We start from the raw sequence: 381 nt of genomic DNA, 5'->3' as shown, positions 1-381 counted from the left end.
TTCTCTGCTACTTTCACCAGGATCCGCGATACCATGCGGTCCATCCCTCCTCTCGGGGAGACTTCTACCCACATGGCACGCCCCCCTACCAGATCACCTTTCGGTGCTCGAAGGTCTCGGTGTCTAGTTTTAGCCCCTTCCATCTTCTAGGCATGTGACCTCGGTGAGTGAGCTGTTACGCACTCTTTAAAGGGTGGCTGCTTCTGAGCCTACCTCCCCACTGTCTTCGGCCACAAACCTATTTAGTGCACTTAACTAGAACTTAGGGACCTTAACCCTCGTCTTGGTTGTTCCCATCACGGAAGCAAAGCTTATCCCTGCCCCCTAGCACCCGACATCTACGATCTCGACAAGTTCGGAGTTTGACAAGTCGGCGCAGCC

The 381-nt window shown here is 54.1% G+C and carries 1 rRNA gene (cut by a window edge); it reads right to left on the bottom strand.

Annotated features, from left to right (window positions below):
* A 23S ribosomal RNA gene (locus tag Q0C15_RS00710) occupies positions 1 to 381 on the bottom strand; its annotated part runs 846 nt beyond the window's last position; the annotation flags it as partial.

Source organism: Thermoplasma sp., assembly GCF_023256435.1.
Lineage (GTDB): Archaea > Thermoplasmatota > Thermoplasmata > Thermoplasmatales > Thermoplasmataceae > Thermoplasma.
The sequence above is the reverse complement of the archived record's forward strand: the minus strand, read 5'-3'. Positions and strand labels throughout refer to the sequence as shown.